The 22,661-nt window shown below is 76.6% G+C and carries 22 protein-coding genes and 1 tRNA gene; 6 read left to right on the forward strand and 17 right to left on the reverse strand.

The window, feature by feature from the left end; translation table 11 throughout:
* Window positions 1–211: 211 nt before the first annotated feature.
* From groL to ACFVXN_RS13005, 3 genes are all read right to left on the reverse strand, one after another.
* Entirely contained in the window at window positions 212–1,840 is a 1,629-nt protein-coding gene (groL, locus tag ACFVXN_RS12995) for a chaperonin GroEL (protein WP_389232888.1), read from the reverse strand.
* A 231-nt stretch (window positions 1,841–2,071) separates the two neighbouring features.
* Entirely contained in the window at window positions 2,072–4,627 is a 2,556-nt protein-coding gene (locus ACFVXN_RS13000) for a LuxR C-terminal-related transcriptional regulator (RefSeq protein ID WP_389232891.1), read from the reverse strand.
* Between the two features lie 58 nt (window positions 4,628–4,685).
* Entirely contained in the window at window positions 4,686–5,276 is a 591-nt protein-coding gene (locus tag ACFVXN_RS13005) for a signal peptidase I (RefSeq protein WP_389232894.1), read from the reverse strand.
* Between the two features lie 253 nt (window positions 5,277–5,529).
* Here ACFVXN_RS13005 and ACFVXN_RS13010 point away from each other — a divergent pair, with 253 nt between their 5' ends.
* On the forward strand, window positions 5,530–8,076 hold the full coding sequence (locus ACFVXN_RS13010) for a LuxR C-terminal-related transcriptional regulator (RefSeq protein WP_389232897.1): 2,547 nt from the start codon (window positions 5,530–5,532) through the stop codon (window positions 8,074–8,076).
* A 33-nt stretch (window positions 8,077–8,109) separates the two neighbouring features.
* A complete protein-coding gene (locus tag ACFVXN_RS13015; RefSeq protein WP_389232900.1) occupies window positions 8,110–9,399 on the forward strand; it encodes a glycoside hydrolase family 15 in 1,290 nt (429 codons plus the stop codon).
* Between the two features lie 34 nt (window positions 9,400–9,433).
* Here ACFVXN_RS13015 and ACFVXN_RS13020 read toward each other — a convergent pair whose 3' ends face one another.
* From ACFVXN_RS13020 to ACFVXN_RS13030, 3 genes are all read right to left on the reverse strand, one after another.
* Complete coding sequence (locus ACFVXN_RS13020; RefSeq protein WP_389232903.1) at window positions 9,434–9,637, reverse strand: cold-shock protein; 204 nt, start codon at window positions 9,635–9,637, stop codon at window positions 9,434–9,436.
* Between the two features lie 128 nt (window positions 9,638–9,765).
* Window positions 9,766–10,404, reverse strand: a complete 639-nt coding sequence (locus tag ACFVXN_RS13025) for a LytR C-terminal domain-containing protein (protein WP_389232906.1) — start codon at window positions 10,402–10,404, stop codon at window positions 9,766–9,768.
* Window positions 10,405–10,439: 35 nt separating this feature from the next.
* Complete coding sequence (locus ACFVXN_RS13030) at window positions 10,440–10,793, reverse strand: DUF3263 domain-containing protein (RefSeq protein ID WP_389232909.1); 354 nt, start codon at window positions 10,791–10,793, stop codon at window positions 10,440–10,442.
* 233 nt (window positions 10,794–11,026) lie between these two features.
* Between ACFVXN_RS13030 and ACFVXN_RS13035 the strand changes: the two genes are divergently transcribed.
* Window positions 11,027–11,701, forward strand: coding sequence for a uracil-DNA glycosylase (locus ACFVXN_RS13035; protein ID WP_389234040.1), 675 nt, complete (start codon window positions 11,027–11,029; stop codon window positions 11,699–11,701).
* Window positions 11,702–11,733: 32 nt separating this feature from the next.
* Complete coding sequence (locus ACFVXN_RS13040; RefSeq protein WP_389232912.1) at window positions 11,734–12,546, forward strand: SGNH/GDSL hydrolase family protein; 813 nt, start codon at window positions 11,734–11,736, stop codon at window positions 12,544–12,546.
* A 22-nt stretch (window positions 12,547–12,568) separates the two neighbouring features.
* Here the strand turns inward: ACFVXN_RS13040 and ACFVXN_RS13045 are convergent, their stop codons facing one another.
* The 5 genes from ACFVXN_RS13045 to ACFVXN_RS13065 form a co-directional block, all read right to left on the reverse strand.
* On the reverse strand, window positions 12,569–13,000 hold the full coding sequence (locus ACFVXN_RS13045; protein WP_389232915.1) for a hypothetical protein: 432 nt from the start codon (window positions 12,998–13,000) through the stop codon (window positions 12,569–12,571).
* A gap of 144 nt (window positions 13,001–13,144) precedes the next feature.
* Window positions 13,145–14,230, reverse strand: a complete 1,086-nt coding sequence (locus ACFVXN_RS13050; protein WP_389232918.1) for a hypothetical protein — start codon at window positions 14,228–14,230, stop codon at window positions 13,145–13,147.
* Window positions 14,227–14,745 carry a signal peptidase I gene (locus tag ACFVXN_RS13055; RefSeq protein ID WP_389232920.1) on the reverse strand — a complete coding sequence of 173 codons (519 nt, stop codon included), beginning with the start codon at window positions 14,743–14,745 and terminating at the stop codon, window positions 14,227–14,229. Before ACFVXN_RS13055 ends, ACFVXN_RS13050 begins: the two co-directional genes overlap by 4 nt.
* A gap of 76 nt (window positions 14,746–14,821) precedes the next feature.
* On the reverse strand, window positions 14,822–15,265 hold the full coding sequence (locus ACFVXN_RS13060; protein ID WP_389232923.1) for a hypothetical protein: 444 nt from the start codon (window positions 15,263–15,265) through the stop codon (window positions 14,822–14,824).
* A 250-nt stretch (window positions 15,266–15,515) separates the two neighbouring features.
* Entirely contained in the window at window positions 15,516–16,664 is a 1,149-nt protein-coding gene (locus tag ACFVXN_RS13065) for a sensor histidine kinase (protein WP_389232927.1), read from the reverse strand.
* A 79-nt stretch (window positions 16,665–16,743) separates the two neighbouring features.
* Between ACFVXN_RS13065 and ACFVXN_RS13070 the strand changes: the two genes are divergently transcribed.
* Both ACFVXN_RS13070 and ACFVXN_RS13075 read left to right on the forward strand, forming a co-directional pair.
* Window positions 16,744–17,412, forward strand: a complete 669-nt coding sequence (locus tag ACFVXN_RS13070) for a response regulator (protein WP_389232929.1) — start codon at window positions 16,744–16,746, stop codon at window positions 17,410–17,412.
* A gap of 20 nt (window positions 17,413–17,432) precedes the next feature.
* Window positions 17,433–17,804 carry a nuclear transport factor 2 family protein gene (locus ACFVXN_RS13075; protein ID WP_389232932.1) on the forward strand — a complete coding sequence of 124 codons (372 nt, stop codon included), beginning with the start codon at window positions 17,433–17,435 and terminating at the stop codon, window positions 17,802–17,804.
* Window positions 17,805–18,025: 221 nt separating this feature from the next.
* On the opposite strand, the gene ACFVXN_RS13080 is transcribed toward ACFVXN_RS13075, so the two are convergent.
* The 6 genes from ACFVXN_RS13080 to ACFVXN_RS13105 form a co-directional block, all read right to left on the reverse strand.
* The gene (locus ACFVXN_RS13080) at window positions 18,026–18,193 is read right to left on the reverse strand and encodes a hypothetical protein (RefSeq protein ID WP_389232935.1); all 168 of its coding nucleotides are present in this window, start codon (window positions 18,191–18,193) and stop codon (window positions 18,026–18,028) included.
* Between the two features lie 88 nt (window positions 18,194–18,281).
* Entirely contained in the window at window positions 18,282–18,818 is a 537-nt protein-coding gene (locus tag ACFVXN_RS13085; RefSeq protein ID WP_389232938.1) for an RBBP9/YdeN family alpha/beta hydrolase, read from the reverse strand.
* A 58-nt stretch (window positions 18,819–18,876) separates the two neighbouring features.
* Window positions 18,877–18,950: transfer RNA gene (locus ACFVXN_RS13090), tRNA-Thr, on the reverse strand.
* A gap of 128 nt (window positions 18,951–19,078) precedes the next feature.
* On the reverse strand, window positions 19,079–19,945 hold the full coding sequence (locus ACFVXN_RS13095) for a DsbA family protein (protein WP_389232941.1): 867 nt from the start codon (window positions 19,943–19,945) through the stop codon (window positions 19,079–19,081).
* Window positions 19,946–19,978: 33 nt separating this feature from the next.
* On the reverse strand, window positions 19,979–20,500 hold the full coding sequence (locus ACFVXN_RS13100) for a hypothetical protein (protein WP_389232944.1): 522 nt from the start codon (window positions 20,498–20,500) through the stop codon (window positions 19,979–19,981).
* Between the two features lie 101 nt (window positions 20,501–20,601).
* Window positions 20,602–22,566: a protein kinase gene (locus tag ACFVXN_RS13105; RefSeq protein ID WP_389232947.1), complete on the reverse strand. Its 1,965-nt coding sequence runs from the start codon at window positions 22,564–22,566 to the stop codon at window positions 20,602–20,604.
* Between the last annotated feature and the right edge of the window lie 95 nt (window positions 22,567–22,661).

Below are 22,661 nucleotides of genomic sequence, written 5' to 3' on the forward strand. Positions count from 1 at the left end.
CCGCCGCCCCCCCCCCCCCCCCCCTCCCGCCTCGGTTTTGGCCCCTGGCGGTGCCCCCTCGCCCTTTAACCGGGTGGCCTCCCAACTTCCATGGACCGCGGGAGCGGCGCGCGGGCGCGGGGGACGGGACGTGCGACGGGCCGGCCACCCCGTGGGGTGACCGGCCCGTCGTGCCGTGCTGGTGCGGGGCGTCAGCCCCGCGGCGACTGGATCAGAAGTCCATGCCGCCCATGCCGCCGTCGCCACCGGGGCCGGCCGGGGCCGACTTCTCGGGCTTGTCGGCGACGACCGCCTCCGTGGTGAGGAACAGCGCCGCGATGGACGACGCGTTCTGCAGCGCGGAGCGGGTGACCTTGACCGGGTCGTTGACGCCGGCGGCCAGCAGGTCCTCGTACACGCCGGTCGCGGCGTTGAGGCCGGAGCCCGCGGGGAGGTTGCGGACCTTCTCCGCCACGACGCCGCCCTCGAGGCCGGCGTTGATGGCGATCTGCTTCAGCGGCGCGTCGATCGCGATGCGCACGATCTGCGCACCGGTCGCCTCGTCGCCCTCGAGCTCGAGCGTCGCGAAGGCCTTCTCGCCGGCCTGGATGAGCGCGACGCCACCACCGGCGACGATGCCCTCCTCGACGGCGGCCTTGGCGTTGCGCACCGCGTCCTCGATGCGGTGCTTGCGCTCCTTGAGCTCGACCTCGGTCGCCGCGCCGGCCTTGATGACGGCCACGCCGCCGGCCAGCTTCGCGAGGCGCTCCTGGAGCTTCTCGCGGTCGTAGTCCGAGTCGGAGTTCTCGATCTCGGCGCGGATCTGGTTGACGCGGCCCTGGATCTGGGCGGCGTCGCCGGAGCCCTCGACGATGGTGGTCTCGTCCTTGGTGACGACGATCTTGCGCGCCTGGCCGAGGACCTCGAGGCCCACGGTGTCGAGCTTGAGGCCGACGGTCTCGGACACGACCTGGCCACCGGTGAGGATCGCCATGTCCTGCAGCATCGCCTTGCGGCGGTCGCCGAAGCCCGGGGCCTTGACGGAGACGGACTTGAACGTGCCGCGGATCTTGTTGACGACGAGCGTGGCCAGGGCCTCGCCCTCGACGTCCTCGGCGACGATGAACAGCGGCTTGCCGGACTGGATGACCTTCTCCAGCAGCGGCAGCAGGTCCTTGACGTTCGAGATCTTCGACTCGACGAGCAGCACGTAGGCGTCCTCGAGGACGGCCTCCTGGCGCTCCGGGTCGGTCACGAAGTACGCCGACAGGAAGCCCTTGTCGAAGCGCATGCCCTCCGTGAGCTCGAGCTCCAGGCCGAGGGCGTTGGACTCCTCGACCGTGATGACGCCCTCCTTGCCGACCTTGTCCAGCGCCTCGGCGATGAGCTCGCCGATCGCGGTGTCGCCGGCGGAGATCGACGCGGTGGCGGCGATCTGCTCCTTGGTCTCGATCTCCTTCGCCTGCTCGAGCAGGGCGGCGGTGACGGCCTCGACGGCCTTCTCGATGCCGCGCTTGAGGGCGATGGGGTTGGCGCCGGCGGCGACGTTGCGCAGGCCCTCGCGCACGAGCGCCTGGGCGAGCACGGTGGCGGTGGTGGTGCCGTCACCCGCGACGTCGTCCGTCTTCTTGGCGACCTCCTTGACGAGCTCCGCGCCGATCTTCTCGAAGGGGTCCTCGAGGTCGATCTCCTTGGCGATGGAGACGCCGTCGTTGGTGATCGTGGGGGCGCCCCACTTCTTGTCCAGCACGACGTTGCGGCCCTTGGGGCCCAGGGTGACCTTGACGGTGTCGGCGAGGACGTTGAGTCCGCGCTCGATGCCGCGACGGGCCTCCTCGTTGAAGGCAATGATCTTGGCCATGGGGCTATCGATCCTTCACTGTGGCTCGTGGTTCGGCCGGTCGGTGCCCGCGACGGACGGCCACGCCGCTGCGACGGTCATGTCCCGTCGTGCGGCGGACCTCACCAGGTCGGCCTCGCTTCTCATTCTGTCACTCTCGACCCGAGAGTGCTAAGCACATGGTTAGCACTCGGACCTGCCGAGTGCAAGGCCGCTCAGCCCTCGGCGGACAGAGACCACGGGCCGCGGCGGCTACGCCTCGGTCCAGCGGTCGAGCTCGCCGCGGCTGCTGAACCCGAGCTTGCGCAGCACGCTGCTCATGTGGTTCTCGACGGTCCGCACGCTCAGCACGAGCTGGTCGGCGATCTGCCGGTTCGTCAGCCCGGCGCGGGCCAGGACCGCCACCTCCCGCTCCCGCTCGGAGAGCACCTGCACCCGCAGGGCCAGCGAGCCCCCCGCCTCCCGCGCCGTCCGACCCGGCGACGCGGGCGGGACGTCGCTCCCGACCTCGACCGCGACCGACCTCGACTCGTCCACCACCGCGACCGCCGTGCGCGTCAGCCCGGCCGGGATCCAGAGCCGCCCCGCACCCAGTGCCGCCCCGACGGCCCGTGCGTCACCGGCGGCGAGCGCCTCGTGCAGGTGCAGGTACGGAGCGAGCAGCGGCAGCGGTGTGCGCGCGTAGGCGGCGCGCACGGTGCTCAGCTGCTCGGCGCTCATCGGCACCGAGGACAGCAGCCAGCACAGCAGCGCCGGCTGCATCCGCCCCCGGTCCGCGAACCGGCGACCGCGCTGCCACATCTGCTCGGACGCGTCCTGCTCGCGGTCGAGGGCGACCTCCAGGGCAGCGTGCGCGAGCACCCGCAGCGACCGGACGAGGGGGCTCCGGCTGCGCGGGGCGGCGTCGAGCTCCGCGAGCAGGATGCGTGCGACCGGCAGCGCGCCCGCCCTCCCCTGCAGCGCCGCTCCCAGGACGAGGGCGCGGCGGTAGTACGTGCTCTCCAGCGGACCGGCGGGACCCAGCCGCACCGCCGTGCTGAGGACGCGCCACGCCGCCTGCGGCTGCCCGGCGAAGAGGAGCACCTGCGCGAGGACGCACGCGTGCACGCGGATCCCGACCGTGTCCAGGGCGTCGTACGCCGCCTCCAGGCGGACGCGGGCCCAGGTCTCGGCGTCCCGCAGCTCGCCGAGCATGAGCAGCGCCTCGCCGCGGAACCCGTCGAGGTGGTGGTGGAGCTCCGGCAGGAGCTCTCCCGGCCCGATCTGGTCGCAGACCTCCAGGGTGAGGTCCGGCCGACCCGCCTCGAGGGTCGCGGCGGCCCGGGCGACGACGGACCAGCCGCGCAGGAACCGGGGCAGGCCGCGCTCGTCGACGGGCCGCAGCACGTCCGCGTCGGACGCGCCGTCCTGCAGGCTCCGGACGACGTCGTCGCGCAGTCCGTCGACCTCGAGGAACGGCCGGAGCTCGGCCGCGTCCTCGCCCAGCCGGGTCCGGACCTGATCGACGGTCTCGCCGCGCCAGAAGGCCCACCGCGCCTCCAGCATGCGCAGGTGCACCAGGTCCTGCGCGCCGTCGTCCGGGGCGGGCCGGGTCTCGCACAGCACGCGCGCGATCTCCTCGTCCGCCGGGCGCCGCATCAGGCACCCGAGGTACGCCACCGCGCGCCCCGCGCCCCGCGTCGCCTCCCAGGCGCTGCGTGCGGCGGCCTCCTCGTCCGCGGACCGGTGGTGCAGGAGCGCGACCAGCTCCGCGGACATCCGCCAGTAGTCGCCCTCGCGGGGCTCGCGCTCGGTGACCACGAGGCGGTCGGGCGCCCCCGCCCCCTCGTCCGGTGCCTGCCCGGCCGCCACCGCGGCGGTCGCCAGGCGGTCGGCGAGCGCGGCCACGTCGCGCCGCCCCAGGCGCTGCCGCAACGCCGAGGCCAGGGCCGGCGGCGAGACGACCAGCGACTCCGGCTCGTCGCCCAGCCGGTACGGGAGCAGGCGGCCGTGCGCGACCAGGTCGTGGACCACCGCGTCGCCGAGCAGGCGGTTCGCGTCGGTGCCGGAGATCGACCCGAGCCAGGCGACCAGCTCGAGCGCCCGCACCGCGTCGTCGTCGAGCCGCGCGAGCAGCGCGTGCGCGACCGCGTCGAGCGGCGCGTCGTCGAGCGGGCGGACCTTGGCCCACAGGCCGTCGACCATCTCGACGGCGCCCGCGAACCGCGCCGCCCGCGCGAGCGCGACCGCCACCCGCGGGTTGCCCGCCGAACGGGCCGTGACCGCGGAGACCAGGGCGACGTCGGGCGCGGCACCGAGCGCGGAGGACAGCAGCCCCGTCATCGCGGTGAACCCGAGAGGCAGCAGGCGCACCTCCGCGGGGGCGCACTGGGCCATCAGCGCGGAGAGCTGGGGGGCGCCCGGCCGGGAGAGGTCGCGCGCGCTCGACAGCACCAGGGCGCAGCCCGTGCGCCGCACCACCTGCAGGACCACCGCGGCGGTGCCCTCGTCGACGAGGTCGACGTCGTCCACCAGCAGGACGGCGCGCGGGCCGGGGAGCTCACCGGCGAGCCACTCGGCGAGCGCCGCCTCGCTCTGCGCGGGCTCGCGCGACGAGGCGGAGGGGTGGCCGAGCAGCGGTGCGTACGGCGTCGAGCCGCCTGCCCGCAGCAGCAGGCCCGACACGTTGCGGTGCGACGCCGCGGCGAGCGTGGCCTCGAGCACCGCCGTGCGCCCCGAGCCCGCGTCCCCCCGGACGAGCACGTTCTGCCCGGCGGTCAGCCACCGGAGCACGGCGTCGACTGCGCCGCGCGTCCCTTCGAATCCCATGCGTTCCCCCGGAGGTGTCGTGTGCGTCTGCGTGCGGTGTCGGTGCGGGCGGCGCGCGTCAGGCGCGGCCGCGGCGGCTGGTCGGGAAGGTCGCGACCGCCGTGAGGACGAGCAGGCCCGCGACGACCGCGACGACGTTCTGCTGCAGGCCCAGGACGAGCCGGCCGAGGTGCGGGACCGAGCCGAGCACGAGCCCGACCCTGTCGACGGTGTAGGCCCGGGCATCGGGCTCGGCGTTCGCGTCGCCCTGGAGCCGCAGCTCGGTCGCACCGCCCTCGGCTCCGGGGGCGACCTCGATCACGCGGTGGGTCACGAGGCCCTCGCCGTCCTGGCGGGGCAGGGTGACGACGTCCCCGACGGCCACCGACGCGGCGTCGACGGAGCGGGCGACGGTCAGGGCGCCGACGGGGATGCCGGGGGCCATCGAGCCCGAGACCACGACGGCCGGGCGCACGCCGGTGACGAGGCAGAGCACCACGACGACCACCGAGATCGTCCCGAGCACGGCCCCGACGTCGAGCAGCGTCTTCTGCACCCGGTCCAGGACCCGCAGCGCCGTGCTGCGGGACCGGTCCGCCGGCGGGGCCTGGGGCGCCCGGAGGGCGGGACGACGGGTGGGCGGTGCGACGGTGCGGCTGTCGGTGGTCATGGGAGGGTCTCCAGGGGGTCACGTCGGACGGGGAGCGGGGCGGGTGGCCACGGGCCGTCGCCGGGCCCCCGCGCCGCGCGGCGGCGGTCCTGGTGGCGGACCGGGCGGCGGCTCGTCCGAACCTTCTCGTCCGCTCAGGTCGGGTGCGCGCCCACTACCTGGACCTGAGTAGTGCCGCGGGTCCCCCTGCGTAGGTGCGGTGGAGAGATGAGGGTCTGGCCTAGGTGGCCCGTCGCTGAGTACCGTGGTGCGGGTGTCGACCGTGACCGGGCCGCTCACCGTCGAGCCGGCCGTCGTGGACGAGGTGGTGCGCTACCTGCTGGACGGGGTGAGCGTGAACCTCGTGGGTCGGCGCGGCTCGGGGCGGTCGCAGGCCGCGCGCCGGGTCGCCGACCTGCTCGGGGACGCCGGGGTGTCCGCGGTGCGCCTGCCCGGGGTGCGCGCGCTGGCCGACCGGCCGCTCGCGGCCGTGGCGGTCTCCGGGCTGGACCTGGTCGGCCCCGGGACCGCCCCGACCACCGCAGCCGTCGTGGACGCCCTCGTCGAGCTGCTCAAGGAGCGGTCCTGCGTGGTCGTGATGGACGACGCCGACGACCTGGACGACGTGACCGCGGGCGCCGTGATGGCGGCCCGGGTGCGCGCGGCCGTGCCGGTCCTGACGGTCAGCCGACCCGCCGGGCGGCGCCAGCAGGCGATCCGCGCCCTCACCACCGAGCTGCAGCCGGGCGCGCGGGTCGTGCTGCAGCCGCTGGGGTTCGCCCAGATCCACGTCCTGGTGCACGACCTGCTCGGTGCGTCCGTGGACCCGGCCGTCGTCGCGCGCCTCGCCACCCGGTCCGGCGGGCTGCCGGGGCTGGTGCACGCGATGGTCGACTCCGGTCGGCGCAGCGGCCGTCTGCGGCTCGAGAACGGCCTGTGGACCGGGGACGACGACGGGTGGGCGCCGGAGCTGGCCCAGGCCGTCGAGCCCCTGCTCGCCGATCTGCACGACGACGACCTGGACGCGGTGACCCTGCTCGCGGTGGCCGGGGCGTCGCCGGTCCTGCGCGCCCGCGGCCTGCTGCCGTGGACCGCGCTGAACCGGCTCGACGACGTCGGCCTGCTGCAGGTGAGCGACGCCGTCAGCGGGCCGGTGATCGGCGTCTACCCGCCCCTCCTCGGCGAGTACCTGCGCCACGAGGCCTCGGTGACGCGCCGCGCTCAGGTCCGCGAGCTGCTCGCGGCGCACGGGCTGCCCGCGCAGCCGGGGTCCCCGGGGGACGCGGCCGAGCACGCCTCCCTCGTGGCCCAGCGCTCGGCGGAGCACTGGCAGGCGGAGCTGGCGGCGCGCCGGGCCGCGTGGGAGCGCGAGCCGGTCGCGGCGATGGCGGTCCCGCTGGTCGCCGCGATGCACTCGACGTCCGCGCGCGTCGGGGACGTCGAGGCCGTGGTCGCGCGGACCGCCCCGGACGGCGACCCGCGGTCCCGCGCCCTGCTCACCGCGTGGCAGGCGGTGTTCCGCGCGCTGCGCGGCGACGACCTCGCGGGCGCCCGGGAGGTGCTGGAGCGGGCGCGACCGCTGGCCGGGGAGTACGAGGCGTTCCTGCGGGGCGTGCAGGCGCACCTGGGCTTCGTGCTCGACTCCCTCCCGCCGACCGACCTGCTCGCGCCCGCGGCACCCGGCCAGGACCCGATCGGCACCGAGACGCTGACGGCGGTGGCGATCGAGACGCACCTGGCCGCGGGGCGCGTCGGCGAGGCGCGCGCGCTGCTCGACGGCTACGACCCGGTCTTCCCGCCCGACCGGCACCACGGCCAGGTCTGCCGGGGCCTCGCGCTGGTCCTCGCGGGCGACGTGGAGGAGGGCGTCGCGTGGGCGCTGGACCGGATCGGCGAGCTCCAGGAGGGTGTCGACGCGGTGCCGCTGCAGTCCCACTGGTACGTCGCCGCCCTGGGGCTGACGCTGGCGGGTCGCTTCGAGGAGTTCGACCAGGTCGTCGGCGAGGCGCTGGCGGCGCCGCACGTGCTCGCGATGCACCGCCACTACCAGGCGGGCCTGCTCTCGCTCGCGGCGATCGTGGCCGGGTGGCAGGGCCGCGCCGGGTACGCCCGGGCGCTCGCCGTCCAGGCCCGGGCTCTCGGCCACCGGCAGGGCCCGTTCCCCGCGATGGTGCCCGGCACCCTGCTGGCGCTCGCCCGCGGCGGCGACCAGGCGGACGTCGCGGACGAGCTGTGGCGCGCCGCTCAGGACTCCGTCGCGGGCGGCTACGTCGCCGCGGGCGTGGTCGCGGCGGTGGCGTCGCTCGAGCGCCGGCCGGACCCCGACCGCGCCGAGGCGCTCGAGGCGGCCACCGCGGGGGCCGACTCCCGGCTGCTCGCCGCCCTGACCCGCTACGCGGTCGCGGCGGCCCACCGGGACGCCGACGCGCTGGCCGCGGCCTCCGCCGGGCTCGACGCCGGCGGGACGCACCTGTACGCCGTCCGCGCGCTGGTGACCCGGGCCCTGGTGCTCCGCGAGCAGGGTGACCTGGCCGGGGCCTGCCGGCAGGCCGACGAGGCGTGGGTCGTCGCGCAGGGGCGCGGCGCGGAGCGGCACGGCCTGTTCGCGCCGCTGGTCGAGGCGGTGGACCTGAGCGCCCGCGAGCTCGAGATCGTCCAGCTCGCGGCCGCGCAGATGTCCGGCGGCCAGATCGCGACGGCGCTGAGCATCAGCACGCGGACGGTCGAGAACCACATCCTGGCGGCCCACCGGAAGATCGGCGTGGACAACCGCGAGGACCTCACCCGCGCCGTGACGACGTGGCTCGGCGGGACGGCCTGACCGCGACACGGGAACTCCCGTTAGCCTGCGCGCATGCCGTCCCGCACCGTCGCCGCCGTCATCGCGCTCGCGGTCGTCGGGTGCGGACTGGTCGCGTTCGGCGCCACGGGACCGCGCGAGGCGCACGTCGACCTCTACACCGAGGGCGTCGTCGCCACCCCGGACGGCCCGCAGGGGGTGCCCGTGGGCGAGGTGCCGGAGCTGCACCCCGGCACCCGGGTGCCCGTGGACGACACCACGACGGCCGACGACGCCCTGGCGGACGAGCAGCGCGCGTGGCTGGCGTCCGGCGAGGTGCCCGGCGCGGACGGGCCGTACGCGGACCTGGCCGCGGACGCCCTGCTGGACCTGCGGACCCTCGTCCTCGACGACGGGGCGTCGGTCGCGGCGTGGAGTCCGTACTGGCGCTACGTGTGGCCGCGCGACGCGTCGTTCGTCGCGGTGGCGCTCGCGCGCACCGGGCACCCGCAGGACGCGCTCGACGTGCTGGGGTTCCTCACCCGGGTGCAGGCGGCCGACGGCTCGTTCCAGGCCCGGTACCTGCCGGACGGCTCCGGCGCGGTGCCGGACGACCGCACACCGCAGACGGACGGCACCGGCTGGGCGCTGTGGGCGGCGGGCGAGGTGGTCGCCGCCGCCGACCCCGCCGACCGACCGGCCACGGCCGCACGCCTCGAGCAGCTGGTCCGCCGCGGCACCGCGCAGGCGACCGCCCTGGTGGCCGGCGACGGACTGCCCGCGGCGTCCCCCGACTACTGGGAGGTCGAGGAGGACGAGCTGACCCTCGGGACGGTCGCGCCGCTGCTCGCGGGGCTCGAGGCGGCGGACGACGTGCTGGACCTGCTCGGCGACCCGGTCGCGGCGGATGAGGCGCGCGACGCCGCGACCCGCACGCGCGCGGCCGTCGAGCGGGCGTTCGGCGGGGACGACGCCTACGGGCGGTACGCCGACGGCGGGCCCGCGGACGCGGCGAGCGCGTTCGTGCTGCCCCCGTTCCAGCCCGTCGCCCTGACGGGCGGCGTGGAGGCGTGGCAGGCGTCGGCGGCGGCGATGGCGCGGCCGGCGGGCGGCCTGGCGCCCGGGGCCGCGTGGAAGCGCGACGGCATCTCGTGGACGCCCCAGACGTCGCTGTACGCCCTGACCGCCGCGTCGAACGGGTTCGACGACGAGGCGCGCGCGCGGCTGGACTGGCTGGACGCGCACCGCACGGCGATGGGGGCGCTGCCGGAGAAGGTCCTCGCGGACGGCTCACCGGCGGCGGTGGCCCCGCTGGCGTGGACCGCCGCGTCGGTGGTGCTGACCGTCGACGCCCTGGACGGCTGACCGGCGCGTCGCCGGCTGCCCGGTCGCCGCGGGCTCAGAGCGGGCGGACCTGGTCCGCCTGCGGGCCCTTGGTGCCCTGCCCGACCTCGAACTCCACCTGCTGGCCCTCGTCGAGGCTGCGGTAGCCGCTCGACTGGATGGCGCTGAAGTGCACGAACAGGTCCTGCCCGCCGTCGGCCGGGGTGATGAACCCGAAGCCCTTCTCGGCGTTGAACCACTTCACGGTCCCCTGCGGCATGCGGCTGCTCCTCGGTCCGGCCGGTGTCCGGCGCGTTCAGGTGGGCACGGCGCGTCGCGATCGGCGTGGGAGCGCGCTCACCGCGACGCCGCCGACTGTAGCCGGGGCGCCGCGGCGGGCGGAAGAGGTCAGCTGACGAAGTCGCGCAGCAGCAGGACGACGACGCCGTCCTCGGCCACGTCGGCGGACTCGACGACGTTGGTGATGCCCAGCGTCGTCGCGACCTGCTGCGCCGTCGCGGCGAGCTCGGGCGTCCCGTAGAACACCGTGGTCGCGGTGCTGCCGCCGGCGTTGCCGTTGCCCGCCGTGACGGCCGTGAAGCCGGCGTCCTCGAGGTCCTCGGCGGTGCTCGCCGCGAGCCCCTGCCGGTTCGCCGCGTTCAGCACGCGCACGGACGCGGCCAGGTCGGGCGCCGGGGGCGCCTCCTCGACGGGGGCCTCCTCGGCCGGCGCCTCCTCGGCCGGCGCCTCCTCGGCGGGCGCCTCCTCCGTGGGCGTCCCCTCGGTGGCGGACGGGTCGGGCGACTCGGCCGGCTCCTGGGCGGCGGGCGGCGCGGACGAGCTGCCGAAGCCCGGCAGCGAGCCGTCCCACGAGGACGCCCACAGCACGAACCCGACCGTCAGCGACGGGACGAGAACGACGACGGCCACGAACGGCCACCACCGGCTCCACCAGCCGCGGGGTGCCCGGTGGACGCCCACCGGCACATCCTGCGCCGGCTCGGCGTCGAACTCGTCCTCCGGGTACCGGTCGCTGGCCTTCGTCACGGCGGACAGGCTAACGGCTCGCGCTGCTCAGACCCTCATGCGTCCGCGCCGAGCCGCCGCGCGCTGCGGGCGCGCTGCCGCGTCGAGCGCATCCGGCGGAGCCGCTTGACCAGCATCGGGTCGTGCGCGAGGGCGTCCGGGGAGTCGATCAGGGCGTTCAGCACCTGGTAGTACCGGGTCGCCGACATGTCGAACAGGTCGCGGATCGCCTGCTCCTTCGCGCCGGCGTACTTCCACCACTGGCGCTCGAAGGCGAGGACCTGCTGGTCGCGCTCCGTGAGCCGGGCGCCGGGCGTCCCGTCGGCCGGGGAGCCGTCGGCCGGGGTGTCGAGCGCCACCAGCACCGGCCGGGTCACGTCCTGCTGCGCCGTCGCGTCCAGCCCTGCCATCACCCGCCACCTCCTGCGTCCACCCGCGGTCGGCGCCCATCGTACGGCGGTAATCACACCGGTGTCATTCCTGCCGCGCCCCCGCACGCCCTCCCCACCCCCCTCGTCGAGATGGCAGGACGCGCCTGGACCGCGACCCCGCGGCACAGGCGCGTTCTGCGATCTCGGCGCACGCCGGCGCAGGCAGGCGCAGGCAGGCGCAGGCGCAGGGTGGGATAGCGTCGGGGACCGTGATCGCCGCTCCCCTCGCCGAGCTGGTCGCGCCCGACTGGGCGGCCGCGCTGGCGCCCGTCGAGGAGCACGTCCACGCCGCCGGGGCGTTCCTGCGCGCGGAGGTCGCCGCCGGGCGCGGGTACCTGCCTGCCGGGCCGGACGTGCTGCGCGCGTTCACCCGGCCGCTCGCGGACGTGCGGGTGCTGCTCGTCGGCCAGGACCCGTACCCCACGCCCGGGCACCCGACGGGGCTGTCGTTCTCGGTGCAGCCGGACGTGCGCCCCGTGCCGCGGTCGCTCGCGAACATCTTCACGGAGCTCGAGTCCGACCTCGGCGTGCCGCGACCCACCACCGGGGACCTGTCGCCGTGGGCGGACCAGGGCGTGCTGCTGCTCAACCGCGTGCTCACCGTCCGCCCCGGCGAGCCGGCGTCGCACCGCGGCCGGGGGTGGGAGCAGGTCACGGCGCGCGCGATCGAGGCGCTGGTCGAGCGCGGCGGCCCGCTCGTCGCCGTCCTCTGGGGGCGGGACGCCCAGCAGCTCGCCCCGCACCTCGGCGACGTCCCGGTGGTCGCGAGCGCGCACCCGAGCCCGCTGTCGGCACGCCGGGGGTTCCTCGGCTCGCGGCCGTTCTCCCGGGTGGACGCGCTGCTCGCCGAGCAGGGCGCCGCGCCGGTCGACTGGGCGTTGCCCTGACACCGGCGGTGCCGCGGGGGCAGACTGCGGGCATGACGACGCAGCACGACGTGGCGGGCGGTGCCCCGCGCTGGTCGCGGTACGTGGCGGTGGGCGACTCGTTCACCGAGGGGCTCTGGGACTCGCCGGGCGGCGAGGACGGTCCGCTGCGCGGCTGGGCCGACGTGCTCGCCGCGCACCTGTCCGACCGGCGCCGCGCGGCCGGCCTGCCGCCGCTGCAGTACGCGAACCTCGCCGTGCGCGGCCGGCTGCTCCGGGCGGTCGTCGCCGAGCAGCTCCCGGCGGCGCTGGCCCTCGAGCCCGACCTGGTGAGCCTGGTCGGCGGCGGCAACGACATCCTGCGCCCCGGCTCCGACCCCGACCGGCTCGCCCGGCAGCTCGAGCAGGCGGTGTCACGGGTGCGTGCGACCGGCGCGGACGTGCTCCTGGCGACCGGGTTCGACTCCGCGGGCTCGGCGCTGGTGTCGGTGACGCGCCCGAAGGTCGGCGTCTACAACGCGCACATCTGGTCGATCGCCCGGCGGCACGGCGCGCACGTGCTCGACCTGTGGGGCATGCGGCACCTGCGGGACATCCGGATGTGGTCGCCCGACCGGATCCACCTGACCACCGAGGCGCACGCCCGGGTCGCGCAGGGCGCGCTGGTCGGGCTCGGGCTGGCACCGGACGACGCCGCCTGGGACGACCCGCCGACGGACGTCCCCCGGGTCAGCCGCGTCGAGCAGGCCCGGCTCGACGCGCGGTGGGTGCGGGTCTACGCCTACCCGTGGGCGACGCGGCGGCTGCGCGGCACGTCGTCGGGCGACACCCGCCGGCCGAAGCTGCCGACGCTCACCGAGTTCTGACGCCGGACCGGGCAACCGGTGCTCACCCGGTCTCGGCGGTGGCGGTGGCGCTCCCGCCGTCGGTGACCAGGGCGAGGGAGACGCCGGACAGCGCCTCGACCGGGACCTGCGCGGCCGGCATCGCGATCGTGGTGGTCGGGGCCGTCACGGTCGCGCGCGCCTCGGCCAGCGCCTCGTCGTCCGACCCGTGCAGGGTCACCGCCACCTCGCGGCCCGCGCAGCCCGCGGGCACGTCGGACAGGGCGGCGCCGGTCACGCCGTAGCCGCCGAGCGCCGCGACGTAGTCGATGTCGTAGCCCACCTCGATCCGGCTGACCACGCAGGCGCCCGCGGGAGCAGCAGCGGTGCCGTCCCAGGTCGCGGCGCGGGCCATCGAGACCGCCAGGCCGGCGCACCCCAGCCACGCCAGGGTGACTCCTGCCGCGCGGCGCGCGCGGGTGCGCTCGTGCGCCATCGGCGCCCCCTCCGTGGAACAACACCAGGTCGATCCGTCGACCTGGTGCCCCCATCGTCGGGCGGGGGCGCGCGTTGAGCACCCCGGGGCGGAACCACCCGTCCGGGCGATCCCGGGACGACCGGCGCCACCCGGTCGCGCGGGTCAGGAGCGCACGCAGACCTGGAACGCGCGGGCGGTGTCGTCGCGGACGCCCCAGGTGTCCCACCCGGTCGGCGTCACCCGGACCACGCCCGCGCCCCGGGACTCCGCCGCGAAGCTGCCCGGCACGGACACGGTCCGCAGGTCGGGCGCGCCGCCCCGCGCGGTCATCCACGCGACGAGCGGCGCGAGGTCCACGTCGGTCCGCCAGCCCGCGAAGAACTGCGGGGTGCCCGCGACGCCCACCGTCACGGGCAGGCACGCGTACGCGCCGCTGCCAGTCGGGGTGCCGATCGTCTGGGAGTAGGCCAGCGCCGGGTCGTACGCCGGCACGGGCAGGTCGTAGTGGCAGGCCGTGACGGTCACGGACTGGCCCGCGGCGAGCGTCTCGTACCCCGGTCCACCGACCACGGAGACGACGCCGGCGACGGGGGTGGTGGACGCCAGGCGCGCCCACCACGGGCTCACCACGAACCCGGCGCCCGACGTCAGCCCGTTGAACGGGCGCTGGTCGAGGTGCAGGTCGACCCGCCACGGCGTGCCGGGCGCCGCGGAGACCGGCACGGACACGCACGCCTGCGTCCCGGACGACGCGACCTGGCTCCAGGTGACCGGGCCGAACGCGGTGCCGGCGCCGGGGGTGACCGGTCCGGCCACCGAGCCGGACGGTGCGGTCCACGTCGTCGGCAGCGACCACGTCCCGACGGTCACCGCCACCCCGCCGACCCGGGCGGGCGTGTACGCGGGGACCGTGACGGTCGTGCTGGTGGTGGCCGCGAGCGTGACAGCGGTGTCCGCGGCGGCCAGGGCCGTCCCGTCGGCCGCGAACAGCCGGACGGTCGCGGCACGCCCGCGGCAGCCCTCGGGCACCCCGGTCAGCACCACCTGCGTCGAGCCGGTGCCGGTGCCGCCCGCGGCCGCCCCGATCGACGCCGACGAGCACGGCGCGGCGCGCGCGGTCATGATCTGCGCGCCGGTCAGCGGCAGGCGCGCGGCGCTCGCGGGGCGCAGGGCGAGCACGACGACCGCGAGCACCACCAGGCCGAGGGCGGCCAGCGCCAGGGTGCGCCGGCGGACGATCGCGGTCACGCGGGCTCCGGGTCGTCGTCCGGGTCGTCGTCCGGGTCGTCGTCCGGGTCGTCGTCCGGCCGGGTCGGCCAGAGCAGCACGCCGCCGGCCACGACGACCAGCGACGCCCAGGTCCACGGGTCGAGCAGCACCGTCGCGACCTTGCCGAGCCCGGGGACGTGCCACCGGGCGATGCCGAGCACGTCCTCGGCATGCGGGCGCCACGGGTCGAGGAAGTCGTTGTTGTCGCCCTGGATGATCCAGCCGTCCGCCGCGTCGCCGCCGACGACGCGGTGGATGATCCGGCCGTCGGTCGCGTCGGGCGGCGAGTACACGACCACATCGCCCTCGTCGGGCACCCCGCACCGGGACACGACCAGGTCCCCGGTGGAGTAGGTGGGCTCCATCGACAGGCCGGAGACGATCGTCAGGGTCGTGCAGCCCCCGAGCGTGCTGGGCCAGCCGAACCAGACCAGCACCGCCACGACCGCGGCGGTGCCGAGCCAGCCGATCGCCCCCCGGACGCGTGCGGGCACGCCGGACGGCCGGTGCGGGGCAGGGGGGCTGCCCGCACCGGCCGTCGTGGCGTGCCGCGCGCGGATGGTGCGTCCGTCAGCTGGCGATGACGACCGCGACGCCCTTGACGTCGGCCGCCTTGACCGAGCCGGGGACCGCCAGCGTGACGGAGCCGCCGCTGGCGGCGACGGTGCCGGTGACCTGGCCGAGCGAGGCGCCGGTCGAGCCGTCGGCCGGGTCGGTGTTGAGCAGGTCGACCTTGACGGTCTGGCCCGCGCAGCCGGCGGCGACGCCGGACAGCTTGACCTCGGTGACGGTGTAGCCCTTGGCGGCGGCGGCGAACGCGTTGGTGAACGCGACCGCGACGCCGTCGGAGTCGCAGGACGCGACGACGGTGGTGCCCGCGCCGAGCGCGCCGGCGGTCAGGTTGAGCTGGGCGGCGGACGCCAGGCCGAGACCGGCGATGCCGAGACCGGCGACGGTCAGCGCGACGACCTTGCGGCGCAGGGCGGGGCGTCGGGGGGCGGTGGACGTGGACATGCGAAGACTCCTCAGGGACGGCTGACGGTGACCGACGCGTCCGTGGCGCCGGAGCACCTCACGCGTCCGCCGGTCGTCGGAGCAGGGGTTTCCCGGCGACGCGGCTCGCGCACAGTAGGGCCGGGCGGCAGCGGCCGGGGAGGCGCTTTCTGGGTGCCACCACCCACCCACCCGCACGGGTGCCCCCGGGCAGCAACCGGAAGCCGGGCAAATCAGACAAAGCGTGTGGGTGAAATCCTGGCGTCGCAGGTCACAGCGGTGCGGTCCGCAGCGATTCCACCGGAAGGCGGGCGACCACCTGGGTGCCGTCGCCCGGCACCGACGACACCCGCAGCTCGCCCCCCGCGAGCCGCAGCCGGTCGGCCAGCCGCGCCGTCCCCGACGGCACCCCCGCCTCGTCGCCGAACCCGCGGCCGTCGTCCGACACCCGCAGCTCCAGGGAGTCGTCCACCAGCGAGACCCGGACGTCCACCACCTCCGCGCGGCCGTGGCGCAGCGCGTTCGAGATGGCCTCCTCGACCACCCGCACCGCGAGCAGCCGCTCGCTGCGGGTGAGGCGGGAGGCGGTCGGGTCGTCCAGCACCCGGACCTCGTCGGTGACACCCAGGCGCGTGTTCACGGCCGTCGGGATCCGGCCGAGCAGCGCCCGGATCGCCGGCACCATCCCGACCTCGAGCTGGTCGGGGTAGAGCATCCGGCTGGTCGCCCGGACGTCGGCCTCCCGGACCGTCTCGATCTCCGCGCGCACCTCCCGCAGGATCGTCAGGTCCGCCTCCGTCGCCCGCTCCCCCAGCCCGCCCAGCAGGCCGTCGAGCCGGGCGACGATCAGCACGAGGCGCTGCTGCATGCTGCCGTGCAGCCCCTCGGCGACCTCGCGGCGGACCCGCACCTCCTCGTGCTGCAGCGCCTGGAGCGCCAGCTCGATCCGCAGCCGGTCCTGGGCGGCGTTCGTCACCTCGAGCCGCAGCCGGCGCTGCGACAGCATCGCCGCCAGGCCCATGCTCGCGGCGATCCACGCCACGGTCGCGCCGCTGGCCAGCTCGGCGACGATCACCCGCTGCGGCGGGTCGACGTAGACGTCCAGCAGCAGCTGGGACGCGAACCGCACGCCGGAGGCGGTCACGCCGGCGCCGAGCACGCCCGCGGACATCGTCAGCGCCCCGCGCTGCGGCAGCGACACCCCGGTCACCGCGAGGATCACCAGCATCGCCACGACGGCCGTCAGGTTCGCGCCGATCCGCGCGAGCACGGGGACGTCGCCGCCCTGGTTGCCGAACACCCACGCGGTCTGCACGGCGGCACCGATCGCGAACGCCGACATCACGGTGCCCGCGGCGAGCAGCAGGGTGCGGCGGTCGGCGCGGAGCGCGGCGGCGGTCCGGATCACTGCCGTCGGCATCCGTCACCACCCGTCCAGGCGGACCGGGTCCGCGCGCCGACTCCCGCGTTGCGGGCCGGGACCGACCATACTGTCCAGGATGTCCGAAATCGCACCCGAGGTGACCCGCGTGGTCGTCGTCGAGGACCAACCACTCTTCCGGTCGATGCTGGAGCTCACGCTCGGCGCCACCGAGGGCGTCCGCGTGGTCGCCTCGGTCGGCACCGTCCGCGAGGGTCTCGCGGCGCTGCGACCGGGCGCCGCCGACGTCGCCGTGCTCGACATCGACCTGCCCGACGGCAACGGCATCGCGCTCGGCGTCACGCTCCGGCGCAGCCAGCCCGGGCTGGGGATCCTGCTGCTCTCCGCGCACGACGCGATGGACCTGCTGCTGGACCTGCCCCCCGACGTGGCGGCCGGCTGGTCGTACCTGTCGAAGACGTCCTCGACCAGCGCCCAGACCCTGGTCACCGCGATCAAGGCCGCCGCCGCGGGGCGCACGACGCTCGACCCGACCCTGCTCGACCGGATGGCGCCGCGCGCCGGGTCCGCCGTCGCGCGGCTCACCGACCGCCAGTACTCCGTGCTGCGGCTGCTCGCGCAGGGTCTGTCCAACGCGGGCATCGGCGAGGCCCTGCGCATCACCGAGAAGTCGGTGCAGAACCACATCAACGGCGTCTACGCCACGCTCGGCATCGACGCCGACCCCGGCCGCAACCCGCGGGTCACCGCGGCCCTGCGGCTGCTCGAGGAGACCGGCAGGGCCTGACCGCTCGACGAGGAGACGCTATGGACCGCACGGACGTGCTGCGCTGGGTCGAGGCCTACGAGCGGGTGTGGCGGGCCGACGACACCACCGCGCTCGGCACGCTGTTCACCGAGGACGTCCGCTACCTGCGCTCGCCGTACGAGCCACCGATCGAGGGGCTGACCGCCGTCCGGGGTCTCTGGTCCGACCCCGAGCCGTTCACGATGTCGGCGTGGGTGGTCGCCGTCGAGGGGCGCGACGCCGTCGTGCGTGCGCTCGTCCGCTACACCGGGGACGAGCCGCAGGAGTACACCGACCTCTGGGTGCTCCAGTTCGCGCCCGACGGCCGGGTCGAGCACTTCGAGGAGTGGCCGTACTGGCCCGGACGCGGCTACAGCGCGAGCCAGGGCTGACCGCGTCGCCGCTGGCCAGCCACTCCGACCGGGTGGTTGGCATCCGAACGGGTGACGGACGTGTCCCGACGCCCGATCGTGGGTTACAGTTCTCTTGCCCTCGATCGCCTGCCCCCTGCGCGGTCGAGGGCTTCTTCATGCCCCCGGACGGGTGACCACGACCGGGTGGCCCGGGTCGGTCGCCCGCGGGTTCGGTCGCCGCAGGGCTGGACGCCGTCGGCTCAGCGGGCGCGCCACTCCTGCGTCCCGCACCGGGTGCACCGCGCGACGACGAGACCGAACCGCCGCGGGCTCGTGTCCAGCCGCCAGCCGGGTCGGTCGCACGAGCGGGCGTGCTCGACGACGGCACGGGTGAGCGGGCTCGGGCGCGCGGCCAGCGTGAGGGTCATGTCGGTCTCCTGGGGTCTCCTGCGTCGGTGCGGTGCTGCTTGCGGTACCCCTTCGGCCACCGGTCCCCGGATCTGAGCCGTCCCGCCCTCAGAGGATCAGCCGGTCCAGCAGCGGGAACGTGGCGTACGGCTGGTCCACGTCCCCGAAGTGCCCGTCGTCGCGCACCACCAGCGTCCCGCCGGCCCGGTCCAGGATCGCGCGACCCTGCTCGGCGTCGCAGCCGTACGGGTCCCGCACCGAGTTCACCAGCACCAGGTCCCCGGCGTTCGCCCGGACCCGGTCCCAGTCGTACGACTCCTGCAGCACCGGCTCGTCCGCGTCGTTCGGCCGCGTGCTGTACCCCGCGACCAGCACCGCCTGCGCGACCGGCCCGTCGAGGTGCTCCAGGACCGCCAGCAGCAGCGCCGCTCCCCCGGAGTGCCCGACCAGCACGGTGTCCGCGTCGAGGGTGCGGGCCTCGAGCAGCCGGGGCAGCGTCCGCGCGACCGGCTCGACGTTGAGCCCCGGGAGGTGCGGGCGGTCCACGACGTAGCCGCGCGCGGACAGGCGGTCCGCGAGCCAGGGGTACCAGACCGCGTCCGGGTGGCCGCCGGTGCCGTGGACGATGATCGCGCGCCGGGTCATGCCGGCCAGGGTAGGACCCGGGTGGACGGCGGAGCGGGAGGACGGCGGGGCGGAGCGGAGCCCCCTGTCGGATTCGAACCGACGACCTGCTGTTTACAAGACAGCTGCTCTGGCCAGCTGAGCTAAGGAGGCGGGTGCGCCCGTGGGCGCGGCGACCAGCGTACCGGGCGGGAGTCCACGGGCGGCCCCGGCGGGCGAGGGCCCCCGCGCGGCCGACCGGTGGTCGGCGTCGCGGGGGCCCTCGGGGGGCTGTGTCGCGACTAGCCGATGGCCGCCAGCAGGTTGGCCGGGTCGGTCCAGTCGCCGCCCCAGAACGTGCCGTCGATCGTGATGGTCGGCGTCCCGAAGTTGCCGGACTGCGGGTTCACGAGGTCGGCGTCGGCGCTGACCTCGTTGGTCGCGGAGGTGACCCACTGGCCGAAGTCGTCGAGGGCGGTGCCGTCGGCGATGCGGTCGGCGACGGCGTCGGGGACCCCGGTGTCCCGGGCGATGTCCGCGATCTCGGTGTCGCTCAGCCCGGGGGTGCCCTCGGCCGGCTGGGACGCGAACATCTGCTGCGTGAACGCCTGGAACGCGTCCGGCGCCTCCTCGGCGATCAGCACGCCCGCCGCGGCGGACCGGGTGGAGTAGCCGCTGCCCTGCGAGAACCGGTTGAGGATCGCGATCGGGTGGTAGACGACCGTGAGCTCGCCGCCCGCCGCGAGGTCGACGAGGTTCTCCCCGTTGGTGGCCTCGAAGCTGCCGCAGGCGGGGCACATGTAGTCCAGGTAGACGTCCACGCGGGGGAGCGTGTCGTCGACGTCGCCGATGCCGTCCGCCGAGAAGGCGAACCCGCCGCCGTCCAGGGCGGCGGACGGAGCCGACGTCACCTCGCTCAGCGGGATGTCGTCGTACTCCGGCAGCGACGCCGTCTGCGCGCGCTGGCTGAAGATGTACGCACCCACGCCCAGGAGCGCGAGGACCGCGACCCCGAACACGGTGATCGCGATGACCTTGTTCCGCTTGTCGCGCTTCATCTGCTTCTCGCGCAGGATGCGGGCCTGCTCGCGGGCGGCGTCGCGCCGCTCGTTCTTGCCGGGTCGAGCCGCCTGGCCGGGGCTCGGGGTGCTGCTGGTGCTGCCGGTCATGGGTCCTGCCTTCGTGCGGTCCGGGTGGTGGGCTCAGGCGAGCGCCACGGGCGGGCCCCGGTGCGGGTGCAGCGCGCGGACCAGGTCGGTGGGTCGCACGAGGTCGACGTGCCAGCGCGGCACGGCCCGGGCGGCGGGCACGGGGCCCGCGGACCGGGGCGCCGGGAGCACGCGCACGACCGCTCCGAGGACGGCGCGGACGGTGCGCGAGGCGCGCAGCAGGAGGGCCGTCAGCCCGAGGCCCAGCAGGCCGAGCGCCGCGTTCGCGGCGGCCACCGGCACGACGAGGCCGAGGGCGAGCACCGCGCCGTGCGAGGCGGCGGGCGTCAGCGCGAGCGTGCCCGTGGGGCAGTCCGCGACGTCCTGGAGGAGCTCGAGCCGCACGCCGAGCAGCGCGAGCGGGCCGTCGACCGTCAGGCAGTGGTGGACGACGCTGCGCGCGGCACCGAGCCAGAGCGACCCGCCGAGCGCGAGCAGCGAGCCGACGAGCGCCAGCAGCGGGAGCGTGGCGGCCGTCGCGGCGGCGCGCGCACGCGTGTGCCCCGTCCCGGTCATGCCGCCCAGGGTACGGCGTCGCCCTGGGACGGGGCTGGGCCTTCTCGCCCGGCGTGCACCGCACCGGGAGCGCCGGGAGCCCCGGCGCGGTCCGGGCGCGGTCAGGGCGCGGCGGGCAGCGCGGGCTCCGGCAGCGGGGCCCAGTCGACGGGCGACCCGGTGACCGCGAGCGCCGCGAGCGCCCCGGCGCCGGCCAGGGCGAGCAGCACGACGACCACCGCGCCGCCCCGCCCGGGCGCGACCCCGGCGAGCAGCCACCGGGCGCCGGTGCGGGTGGTCCGGGCGAGCGGCCCCCACCACAGGGCGAGCAGCCCGGCGGCGGTCGCCGCGGCGAGCAGCACCGAGGTCGCCGCGCCGGTGGGGCTGCCGTCCGCGGCGCGCAGCGGGCCGACGTCGACCGCGCCCGTCGCGACGAGCCACCAGCCGACGCCGAGCACGATGACGACGACGCTCGCGGCCACCAGGAGCGACGGCACCACGGTCACCAGGGCGCGCAGCAGGTGCCACGGGCTCGACGCGACGGCGCGCAGGCCGTCGGTCCGCCGGGCGCCGGCCCGCTCGCGGCGCCGGGCGAGCGCGTCGCCGACCGAGCCGACCGTCCGGGCGACGAGCAGCAGGGGGGCGAGGACGAGCAGGGCGAGCCCGGGGTGCAGGGCGGCCGCGGCGACCGCGAGCAGCCCCAGGGCCAGCAGGGTCCCGGGGCGGCGCGGCGGCTCCGGCGGCACGGGCGGGAGCACCTGCCCGTGCGGGTCGGGCCACTGCTCCGTGCCGTCGTCGCCGCGGTCGTCGTCGGCGCCGCGGGCGTCCCACGCGCGGGTCGGCGCGTCGTCGTCCCACCCGCGGGGCGGGACGGACGGCGGGGCGTCGGTGCGGATCGCCCGGGTGGCGCCGTCGCGCGCCGGCCCGGCCGTCGGCGCGAGGACGGCGGTGCCCGCGGCGGGCTCGGTCCAGCCGCGGGGGTCGTCGGTGTCGTCGGTGTCGCCAGAGCCGCCGGGGCCGGCAGGGGCGCCGAGCACCGCCGTCTCCCCCGTCGCGGGACCGCCGCGACGGTACGCGTCCCCGGCGGGCTGGCGGAGCGTCGGTGCGCCGTCGGCCGGGGCGGCGGCCCCGAAGGCGACCGTCCCGCCGGCCGCGGTCCCGGCGGTCCCGGCCACGGCGGCGGTCCCGGCCACCCCGGCGGCACCGGCCACGCCGGCCACGCCGGCCACCGTGCCCGCCGCGATCGCCTCGGTGGCCGCCTCGGCCGAGTACCGCTCCCCGCGGCGCGCGGCCTCCGCGAGCGCTGCCACCACCTGGGCGGGCTCCGCACGGTCTGCCGGGTCGGGGGCGAGCGCGTCCCACAGGGCGCCGGCCGTCACCGGCCCGAGGCCCGCGAGGTCCGCGTCGCCGCTGCGGGTGCGGACCAGCACCGCCTCGAGCGGGCGGGTGCCGAACGGCGCGCGGCCGGTGGCGGCGTAGGCGAGCAGCGCGGCCCAGCCCCACCAGTCCGTGGTCGCGGTCGGCTCCGCGCCGTCGACCAGCTCGGGCGCGAGGTAGCCGGGCGTCCCGACGACGAACCCGGTGGACGTCACGCGGGTCTCGTCCACGGACTGCGCGATGCCGAAGTCGATCAGCACTGGCCCGTCGGGCGTGACCAGGACGTTGGACGGCTTGAGGTCGCGGTGCACCACCCCGGCGGCGTGCACCGCGGCGAGCGCGTCGCTCAGCCCCTCGGCGACCCGCAGCAGCTCCGCGGCGTCGAGCGGGCCGCGCTGGCGGACGTGCTCGGCCAGGTCGAGGCCCGGGACGAGCTCGGTGACCAGGAACGCCTCGGTCGAGTCCGCCTCCGCGTCGAGCACCGCCGCGACGCCCGGGTGCCGCAGCCGCTGCAGGGCGACGACCTCGCGCCGCAGCCGCTCCCGGGAGGACGGGTCGGCGCCGACGTGCGGGTGCAGCAGCTTGAGCGCGACCGCCGTGCCGCCGCCGTCGACGGCCCGGTAGACCGTGCCCATGCCGCCGGAACCGAGCGGCGCCAGGATCGTGTACCCGCCGACCTCGGCGCCCGGTGACAGCCCCACGCGCTCCATGACGGCACGGTATCCGCCACCCGGCGGCGCCCGGCGTCGGCGCGCGGCGCGGGCCCGCATCCCGGGCGGTCGACGCCGGGTCACGTTATCGTCAG

The organism is Cellulomonas sp. NPDC058312, from assembly GCF_042880135.1.
Classification (GTDB): domain Bacteria; phylum Actinomycetota; class Actinomycetes; order Actinomycetales; family Cellulomonadaceae; genus Cellulomonas.